9 protein-coding genes are annotated in these 10,108 nt (G+C 43.9%); all 9 read right to left on the bottom strand.

Features of this window, described 5'->3' with window-relative positions:
- Window positions 1-475: 475 nt before the first annotated feature.
- Entirely contained in the window at window positions 476-1,318 is an 843-nt protein-coding gene (locus tag WD019_RS20920) for a sugar phosphate isomerase/epimerase family protein (RefSeq protein ID WP_425712706.1), read from the bottom strand.
- A 17-nt stretch (window positions 1,319-1,335) separates the two neighbouring features.
- Window positions 1,336-2,313 carry a Gfo/Idh/MocA family protein gene (locus WD019_RS20915; RefSeq protein WP_425712705.1) on the bottom strand — a complete coding sequence of 326 codons (978 nt, stop codon included), beginning with the start codon at window positions 2,311-2,313 and terminating at the stop codon, window positions 1,336-1,338.
- A gap of 16 nt (window positions 2,314-2,329) precedes the next feature.
- The gene (locus WD019_RS20910; protein ID WP_425712704.1) at window positions 2,330-3,334 is read right to left on the bottom strand and encodes a Gfo/Idh/MocA family protein; all 1,005 of its coding nucleotides are present in this window, start codon (window positions 3,332-3,334) and stop codon (window positions 2,330-2,332) included.
- A 42-nt stretch (window positions 3,335-3,376) separates the two neighbouring features.
- Window positions 3,377-4,135: a carbohydrate ABC transporter permease gene (locus tag WD019_RS20905; RefSeq protein WP_425712707.1), complete on the bottom strand. Its 759-nt coding sequence runs from the start codon at window positions 4,133-4,135 to the stop codon at window positions 3,377-3,379.
- A 92-nt stretch (window positions 4,136-4,227) separates the two neighbouring features.
- Window positions 4,228-5,181: a carbohydrate ABC transporter permease gene (locus tag WD019_RS20900; RefSeq protein WP_407636415.1), complete on the bottom strand. Its 954-nt coding sequence runs from the start codon at window positions 5,179-5,181 to the stop codon at window positions 4,228-4,230.
- A 25-nt stretch (window positions 5,182-5,206) separates the two neighbouring features.
- Window positions 5,207-6,463, bottom strand: coding sequence for an ABC transporter substrate-binding protein (locus tag WD019_RS20895; protein WP_425712703.1), 1,257 nt, complete (start codon window positions 6,461-6,463; stop codon window positions 5,207-5,209).
- Window positions 6,464-6,534: 71 nt separating this feature from the next.
- Window positions 6,535-7,746, bottom strand: a complete 1,212-nt coding sequence (locus tag WD019_RS20890; protein WP_425712702.1) for an ROK family transcriptional regulator — start codon at window positions 7,744-7,746, stop codon at window positions 6,535-6,537.
- Window positions 7,747-7,858: 112 nt separating this feature from the next.
- Window positions 7,859-8,209 (bottom strand): DUF4064 domain-containing protein, encoded by a 351-nt coding sequence (locus WD019_RS20885; RefSeq protein ID WP_026679169.1) that lies wholly within the window; start codon window positions 8,207-8,209, stop codon window positions 7,859-7,861.
- A gap of 149 nt (window positions 8,210-8,358) precedes the next feature.
- Complete coding sequence (locus tag WD019_RS20880; protein WP_425712701.1) at window positions 8,359-9,897, bottom strand: NAD(P)H-hydrate dehydratase; 1,539 nt, start codon at window positions 9,895-9,897, stop codon at window positions 8,359-8,361.
- Window positions 9,898-10,108: the final 211 nt, after the last annotated feature.

Genomic DNA, 10,108 nt, shown 5'->3' with positions numbered 1-10,108 from the left:
AGGGCGGCATGGACGTCTATTGGACAGTTTTTCGCCTTCTGCCCACATTTTTGTCCTTGAGACCGATTCTATTGGACAGTTTTTCGCCTTCTGGCCACTTTTTTGTCCTTGAGACCAGCTCAATTGAACTGTTTTTCGCCTTCTGCTCTCATTTTTGTCCTTTAACGACGAACTTGTTTTACATTCTACGCATATTCTTCCACCCTCGAAGCATTGGGAATTTTATTAAATTCATAATTACATGAAAGCCTAGTTCTATGACATTAGCTTCTTCAAATCAGTTATCCTTCTTTGAAAGAATCGGGCGAGATTACAATTTTCATCGTTGCTACACCACCCTGCTTTACCCTTTTTATTCATCTTCTACAAAATGGTATTGTGGTAAAAGATGAGATCAAACTATTTTTCCAATGAACCAGATCATATAGTATGACAAAACAATCCCCGGCTCTGTAGAATGAACCGGAGATCTCTATTAAACCGTATGTTTTTCCAGCTTTAATATCGTGTCGAGGCTGTGGGAGGTATGGCGGATGAGCTGTTCTGGATTGTATTGGTATGGGGAAAGCTCCGGGGTGATATACCCGTCATAGCCAATTTCCTCGAGCGCCTGGATGACTTCTTCCCAGGCCACATCACCGGCAAGCAGCGGCACGAAGCCGTTGATGTTCCCGACGGCACGGCTAAAGTCTTTCACATGAACCGCGCAAATGCGTTTGCCTAAAATTTTGATCCATTGCTCAGGGAAGCCGAACTGAAGCACATTGCCGACATCAAAATAAACGCTGACCCAGCCGCTCGCTACTTCGTCAATAAAGTTTCTCATTTCAAGCGGGCTTAGCAAAAACTTATTCCAGACATTTTCCACCCCGATATGAACCTTCTTTTCTTCCGCCGCCTCTGTCAATTCTTTAAATGCAGCAAGCGAGCGTTCATAGGCAACATCATAGGATACAACGTCTGAAACTAACCCGGGAACGACAAGCACATGCTTAGCACCAATGATGCTTGCCGCCTCCACCATTTTGCGCACGACTTCTTTCCCTTTTTCGCGGAGCGATTGGTCATTGTCCGTCAGCGCATATTTCCAATGAAGAGCCGTAGAGATACTTGGCAATTCCAGGGAGTATTCTTTTGCTAAATCAACGACTTTTAAAAGGCTTTCTTCCGTTGATTCCATATGAATAGGCGATTGGCTGTCCTCCGATAGGTTCAATTCGACCCCGTCATACCCATATTCTTTTGCAAGATGAAAGATTCGTTCCACTTCAGTACCTGCAGGAAAGCACCATGCATTGATTCCTTTTTTAAAAGGCACAAGAAACACTCCATTCATTATAAAATCGTTAGTTTAACAGGGCTCTTTTGTTCTGCTGCCTTATATGCAGCAAGGGCCACTTCGACCGCTTTCAGCCCGTCTTCGCCTGTGATGGACGGCTCTCTGTCCTCCTTAATGCACTCGATAAAATCTTTCACAAGGCCGGCGTCCATATCGTCTCCCCAATAATGCCAATTCGCGCCGCTCTTATCACTGTAAACATTCAGTTTTTGCCCGAAAGCGTCGATGAATATCGTCCCTTCCGTACCGATTACTTCCAATGTCACATCGCCCCATGTCGGGTATGCTTTATTGCGCGACCAGCTGCAATCCAATGTGGCAAATACGCCATTGTCGAATTCCAATGTCAACAGGCCGCAATCATCAATTTGATCGGAGAAAAATTGATCGGCTTCCGCGTACACCTCTGTCACTTCCGCATTCATAAACCAGCGCATTATATCGACGACATGTACGGTATGATCCATTACTGCTCCGCCGCCGGACAACGATTTAATTACAAACCAGCCACCGGGATTCGTGCCACGGTTCGTTCCTTTCATGGCGATAATCCGGCCGAGCTTGCCTTCTTCAATGATCTTTTTCCCTTCCTGGATGGATGTATTGAAGCGAACAGGGAATGCCGTTTGCAGCTTTACTCCATTTTCCCGGCAAACGTTGACCATCTCTTTCATTTCTTCAAGGGTTGTTCCAAGCGGTTTTTCACATAGTACATGCTTGCCCGCCTTTGCGGCCGCCAGCACATGCTTATGATGGTTGACGTTTTCCGAAGTGACAATGACGGCATCAATGTCCTCGCTAAGAAGAGCATTATAGTCCGCAAAGTACGTGACGCCAAACTTCGCCGCCGCTTCACGTCCGCGCGCTTCATTTTCATCGGATATCCCGCATAGCTCTACTCCATCCAGATCTTGCAATGCTCTGGCATAACTATATGCATGCATGTGAGCAAAACTAATAATCCCCAATTTCATGTTCGTTTCCCCCTCTTTAGGCATGAGTCAATGACGGCTTAATTTCAACCACTTTCCCTGTTTCGATCGATTCCAGGGCGGCCAATGATATTTCCACCGCTTTTAAGGCGTCTTCCGCTGTAACGATTGGTTCGCGGTCGTTTTCAATGCACTCCATAAAATGGGCAAGTTCTTGATAATATGGATTTTCCTTTAATGGACTGGACGGAACTGCTACGCCCCCGCCATTTTCTTTTTGCCGAATTTGCGCGTAAATGCTTTTTTCTTTTTTGCTGTCGAACTCAATGATTCCGTTATCCCCGGCAATTTCAAGGTACGTTGAAAACCCTTCGTGGGCCCATGTCCCTTCGACATGCGCAATCATCCCGTTTTCAAAACGAAGCGTAAGAAGAGCGTAATCGATGCGATTGAAGCTTCTTCCCAACACGCTTTTTGCATAAACACGTTTCACATCACCGAAGCACCAGCGCAAAAAGTCAATGTCATGTATGATCATATCGAGTACCAGCCCGCCGCTATTTTTATAATCGGCGTACCAGTCATTCCAGGCGGTCGGGAAAATGCCGCCCCTTGTCGTGCGGGCCATTGCCGGCTTGCCGATTTCATTTTTGTCGATGATTTCCTTTGCCTTCACATACTCCGGGAAGAAGCGGAGGACATGCCCGACAAACAGCTTCACGCCTTTTTCCTTACAATAGCCGATCATTTCTTTTGCATCTTCTTTCGTGCGGGCGAGCGGCTTTTCGCAAATGACGTGTTTGCCAAGATCTGCGGCCTTCAGCACATATTTTTTATGTAAATAGGTCGGCAAACAAACATCAATCACATCAATGCGGGGCAATTGTGTAACTGCTTCCTCAAAACTAGTAAAATAGTTGGTGTTCAGTTTGGCGGCCAATGGCCCACCGATCTGCTTCCGAATATCAACGATCCCTGCGAGTTCCACATTCTCCATCTTCGCGTAAGACGATGCGTGAACACTCCCCATCGTCCCGGCGCCAATTACAAGCACATGTTGCATAGAATAAATCTCCTCTCTATTTTACAATCTTGACCCTTTTATCTATTTAGATCCCGTAAGCGCAATCCCTTCAATAAACTGCTTTTGCAAGAAAATAAATACTAGAATCATCGGCCATATGGCTAAGACCGATCCTGCCATTAACAACGAATAGTTCGTCAAATGCTGTCCTTGAAGTGAAGCCAGTCCTGCCGAGAGCGTCATTTTATCTGGAGAGCTGTTCACAATCAATGGCCACATTAAGTCGTTCCAGGACCAAAGCGCTGTAAAAATGGCCAAAGCAATCAGTCCTGATTTCGCAAGTGGCAGCATGATGTGCCAGTAAATTTGAAAATGATTGCATCCATCTAATTTTGCTGCCTCTTCAAGCTCTTTTGGCATCGACATAAAAAACTGCCGAAGCAAAAAGGTTCCAAACGCACTGAATAATCCCGGCACAATAAGCGCTTGCAATGTATTAAGCCATCCAAGCTTCACCATGATCATATATTGCGGAAGTAGAAATACTTGCCCTGGCACCATCAATACGGTCAACATTAAAATAAAGAGCACATTTTTTCCCGGAAACTGAATTCTGGCAAAAGCATAAGCTGCTAGTGAGCAAAGAAACAATTGTCCGACCGTTTTAGCCAATGTTGTAATGATCGTATTCCAATAAAACTTTAAAAATGGCAATGTTCCAAACACATCGGAGTAATTGTGCCATTGAATTTTCTTTGGAAAAATAACCGGTGGGACCTGCGTTGTTTCTCCAAATGTTTTTAATGACGTAAGAATCATCCAGATGAAGGGGATGACCATAATTAGCGCCCCGATAATCAGGATGGCATGAATGAGCCAATTTATTCGCTTTCCCTTTACACCAATCGATCTACTCAATGTCCTCCCCTCCCTTATTCATAATGAACCCATTTCTTTTGCAGTTTCATTTGAATGGCTGTAATCACCAATATGACAGCCAACAGCACGACAGCTATAGCAGCCGCAAATCCTTTATTATTCAATACAAAAGCATTTTGATAGAAAAGATAGACGACGGATTGCGTTTCCTCTATCGCGTTGCTTGTAGAACCAATCATCATCAAAATAAGGTCAAATACTTGAAAAGCATTGATTAAGGACATAATGCTGACAAAAAAGATAATCGGGGTCAACATCGGAAGAGTGATCTTGAAAAACTTCGTAAACGGACCTGCTCCATCGATCGTCGCCGCTTCATAATACGTTTTTGAAATCCCCTGTAGTCCGGATAAAAAAATGACCATATTATAGCCAACACTGCTCCAAACGGCTACTAGAATGATAGAATATAACGCGATATCAGGGTCTGATATCCAACTTGGGCCTTTCATACCAACTGAACGAAGAATTTCATTGATCAGGCCAAAGTCCGAGTTGTACAGCCATTTCCATACCATTGCAATGGCTGCCGGCATCGTGACAACAGGCAGAAAATAAAGCGTCCGGTAAAACGATACCCCTTTGATTTTTTGATTAAGGAAAACGGCAATGAAGATGGATAGAATGATGCCCACCGGTACCGTTATAACCGTATAGATTAATGTATTTTCAAACGCTTTCAATACATTCGGATCATGGAAGAGCTGCTTATAGTTCTCTAATCCGATCCATTCATGATTGCCGAATGCTCCCCATTTCGTGAAACTGAAATAGATGGTTTGAATCGTCGGCCACATATAAAAAATCGCCAATCCAAGGATGGTTGGGGCGATCATGAGATAGCCCCAAAACCAATCGGAACGCTTGCTTTTATTCTTAAAGCTGCTTGCCGCCTTTAGCTTAATCCCCGATTTTCCTTTCCTTAGCTCCGTATTCATTACATTCACAGCCACACCTCCCAAGCTGATGTGATTACTCTTTTGAGAGCAACTCGTTCATTTTTTTCGCTACTTCTTTAGCTGCTTGTTCCGGTCTCATTTCTTGTCCCCAGGCCTTTTTGAAGTACTCGGTTTCAAGATCCCACCACTTGCTCGTATCTTTTGAAATCGGAAGAGGCGTCGCATATTTAGCGGAATCAATAAACACCTGTAGATTGAATTTCTTGTTCGATTCTACCCAGTCTTTTTGCGTTCCGTTATAAGCCGGAATTTGAGTTCCTGTTTTTGCCTGAATCAATGCCGCTTCCTTTGATCCTAAATATTTCACAAACTCCCAGGCTTCTTTTTTATGCGGCGTATTCGCAGAGATCACGCTCGTCAAGCCGTGGATCACTACGGCGCGCTTTTTGCCTTTAGGAAGCACCGTAACATCAACTTTATCTTTTGTGTAATCATTTTGCGCAAATTCGATTTGCATCCAGGAGCCTGCAAACATCATCGCCACTTTCCCTGATTCGAATAAATTATTGGGTTTTGTTTCTGTCATTTGCGCTTGAGTTGGCGAAACTTTATCTTTGATCAGATCCGTCCAAAATTTTAACCCTTCGATGGTTTCAGGCGAGTCATAGCCGGATTTTTTCATATCATCGGAAATGACAGTCCCTCCATTTTGGAATATGGTGTTGTAATAATTGCTTTGATTTTCCATAGCTGCAGCAATTCCCCAGACTCCTTTGGATGGGTTAGTCAATTTTTTTGCCGCTTCTTTTAATTTTGCCCAATCCCACGTTTCGTCTGGATAAGGAACTTTTGCCTCGTCAAACAATTTTTTGTTATACCAGAGGCCAATTGTATCGAAATCTTTTGGAAGTCCGTAATGTTTTCCCTCAACCGTATATAAATCAACAAGAGCTTTTGGATAATTGCTTAAGTCTACATTATCTTTTTTAATTTGATCATTGATTGGAAGCAGCATATGATTTGATGCATATTTCACGATGTTCGGCCCGTTCATCCAAAACACATCAGGCAAACTGTTGCCCGTTGCGGCTGTTTCTAGCTTAGACCAATATTGTTCCCACGGCGTCACTTCAATTTTCACATTGATTTTCGGATGCTTTTTTTCAAATTCCTTTGCAATATCTTGCATCGCTGGCAACTGATTTTTATCCCATATCCAATATTTCAATGTAACGTTTCCTGATGAAGATCCTGATGAATTTTCAGAATTGCTGCACGCTGTTAAAACTAATAGTAAAGCTACAATAATGAAAGAAAACTTTTTCATCATTTACTTTTCTCCCCTTTTTAGTTTGTAATGGCCAACTGAATGATTTGCATTTCCCCCACTTTTTGGATCTGTCAGGCATGTAACGAAAATTGAAAAAGATCTTGAAGAAGCACGGCGGCTGCCCCGATTAAATCGGCATCCTCGGCAAAGGACGATGTTCGGATTTCCAGTCCTTCTGTTAAAATATGTAGCGCCCGCTTGCTGACAGCAGTTTGTATTTGATTGATGAGTTGCGGATTATCTTCAGCAATTACGCCGCCGAGAATGACCGTTTCCGGGTTAAATAAATTAATGGCATTGGCGATGCCAATCGATAAGTAAGAAGCGACTTCTTCCATAATGGAGGTTGCCAGCGGATCTCCTTGTTTAATCGCGGTTTTGAACATCTGAGGTGTTAAAGGAGTTTGTTCTTGCTCAAGTAAATCACGGATAAGTGAAGGATAGCCTATGTTTACTTGTTGCTCGATTTTGGAGCGGATGGCAGGCCAATGAACGTAGTTTTCCAGGCATCCGTTATTTCCGCATTCACAAGGAATGCCGTCCGGGCTAATGCTTGTATGTCCCAATTCCCCTGCTCCGCCATGGTGCCCCCGAAAAATGGAACCGTTTACAAGAATCCCCGTTCCAAGACCTTCATCGATCGTTACATAAACGAGGTTAGTAGAATGGATGCTTTTCCCATACTTTTTCTCTGCTAGAACCATCGCGTTTACATCATTGTCAAGGTACGTTTTTAGGCCAAATCGGCTTTCAAAAAGGGCTTTGACTGGTACATTGATTAAATCTAGCTTTGAGTTATAGCGAATGACCCCTTTCGCAGCATCTACAATTCCAGGAGCTGTGATTGAAATACCGACACATTTCGTCAAATCCGAAAGGCGCCCGATAAACTCTTCAATTGAACGGAGCGTGAATTCAATCAATTCATCTCCTTTTACATCATGGACGGGAAAAAGGTCTTTCTTTCTGATGGCTGCTTGTAAATTTAATTCGGCCACTTTAATCGCAGAATTCGTAACCGAAACACTGATCAAAAAACCGCCATCAGGATTGAAACGAATTAAAATCGGCTTTCTCCCGCCGCTCGACTTACCTGTACCAACTTCGGAAACGAGCCCTTCGCGAATAAATTCGTTTACGGCAGCCGTTACCGTTGTCGGGCTGATTTTGTTCTTTTTCGCAATTTCGCTTCGTGAAATCGGTCCATGTTCACGAATCATATTCAAGATAATCGATCGATTCAGTTCTTGAATTAATTTAAGGTCACCAGTTCTTCGCTGCATAGCTTTACCTCTTTTTTCATTACTTTTTCCAATGGATTTATTAACTAGATCATAATATGAATTCGGAAGGTTGTCAATAATCTGATAATAAATCATAAAAAAACCAGGAAATTCACTTCCCTGGTTCAAATGGATATGGATTCTTCTTTCCGATCAGTGCCATTAATCCTCCAATGCCTAATAATAGGGCAGGCAATAAGTAAAATAACACAATGCTCATCAAGCCACCGACTGCAGATACAAGCATGAGGATACCACCGATTGTTGGCCTTGATTTCACAATGATTGCCCCGGCAATGGCTATAAGTGATAAAACAAGAGCCACCGCGCCGATTTCAAAAATGGAGCTCGTTCCCGTTCCATTAATGGAAGCGTCAATTTCTCCAAGTATTAAAGCAAAGACGGAAGCCGCAATGCCAAAAACGCCGCCAAGGAGCCCGAATACAAACTCTGCTGTTCTCATTGATTGTCCTCCTCCATGCTACATCTTATGTTCGAATATCCCCTTTGATACCGGGCCCTAACTGGCATTAGAAAAAAGAGGAAACCTCTATTCGCGGGATTGCCTCTACTAAAAATGATGTTTTTTTCTATATTAGAGAAATCAACAACCTATATGTTTCGAAATGAGTTTGAAAAGTAGTGAAGAACGGGTGGCAAAGACTCAATGACGTCCGTGGCAATAACATCGAGCAAGGAATGTCCTTCCTGAAGCAAGACGTCTGCCGTTTTGCCGTGAACGTAGACAGCATTGCTTACGGCTGACTGGATGTCTTCTCCCTGCATCATAAATGAAAGGATGATTCCGGTCAGTACGTCTCCCGATCCGCCTTTGGCAAGGGCGGCATTTCCGGTTGTGTTAACAAACTGACTGCCTTCTGGAGTGGTGACTATCGTATATGGCCCTTTCAAAACAACGTATACTCCATATTCCACCGCAAAATCACGCGCAATGCCGAAGCGGTTTTTCTCAACATCGTCTGCGGAACAGCCAATAAGCCTTGCCATTTCTCCAGAATGCGGTGTTAAGATTGTTGGACTTGTCCGTTCATTTAATCGCTCTTTTAAAGATGAAAGATGATAGAGTCCATCGGCATCGATCACAACAGGTACTTGTAAGGAAAGGACGGTTTCGATGATCGATCGTGCCCCTTTTTCCCTGCCCATGCCAGGTCCGGCCGCAACAGCGGTAAAGGCGGTCAAATCTCCCTTAAGCTCTCCCTTAAAATGGCCATTTTCATCTGGAGATGGCCAATGCATTGCCTCCGCCATTTGTGAGGCAATCATTGGATAAACCGTTTCAGGAACGGCAACTGTCAAGAGGCCCGCTCCGCTTCTTAAAGCGGCTTTTGCCGTCATTAGCGGCGCCCCTGTCATATTCCTTGAGCCTCCGATGACAAGCCCTTTTCCATACGAACCTTTATGGGAGTTTTGTGTACGTTTCGGTAATGTTGCGATTACGTTATGTTCTTCCCAAATTGCTCTCTGGCTTCCCAAATGTTGGACCGCGAGCGGCGGAATGCCAATGTCGACCACTTCCATCTTTCCGTAATAAGTTCTAGCTGGAAACGTGAATGCTCCCATTTTCGGGCATTGCAGCGTCAGCGTCCAATCGGCCTGAACCGCTTCGTCCACCGGTCCCCCGTCAGCCGGCACTCCGCTGGGAAGGTCTACCGAAATGATTTCGGCGTCCGCTTTGTTCACTAAGGTAATAATTTCCTTGTAAGGCGGGCGTAATTTTCCTTGAACGCCAATCCCTAACAGAGCGTCGATAATGACCGTATAGCTGTCAATTTCTTCAGCAAAAACCGCATGCCCTTCCTCGGTATAATTTCGTAATAAATATCCCGCATTTTCATAGATGGCCATCGCGGTTTGAGCGGCACCTCTTATTTTTTCTTTCGGAGGAATAAGCCAGGAATCCACGTCATATCCGTGGGATTTTAATGCTCTGGCGATGACAAACCCGTCCCCGCCGTTATTCCCGGTTCCGATAAGAACGGCGATCTTTTCGTTTTTGGAAACCTGGTCCATTAGTTTACGCGAAACAGCCTGTCCAGCATTTTCCATCAACATCTCTTCCGCCATGCCGATCCGCTCCATCGTGAACCGGTCGATCGCGTACATTTCATCCTTTGTGACGATTTGCATAGAATCCCCCTATCTCTTATGCCCCTTCTAGAAAAACAGTAATAAACATTCGTTATTTTAAGGACACCTCGTTCGATCTGTGAAATGAGGAAAAACGGTCACGAATCGTTACATCATTTAAAATGATTTCGTTCTCGGACAATAAGTGCTCTTATTTAGACAATAAGTCATCCGGTTTAGACAATAACATCTTACGTTTGGACAATAAGCG

This window comes from Fictibacillus sp. Mic-4, assembly GCF_049843615.1.
Taxonomy (GTDB): domain Bacteria; phylum Bacillota; class Bacilli; order Bacillales; family Fictibacillaceae; genus Fictibacillus_A; species Fictibacillus_A gelatini.
Note: the sequence above shows the minus strand (reverse complement) of the source record. Positions and strands in the feature narration are given on the sequence as shown.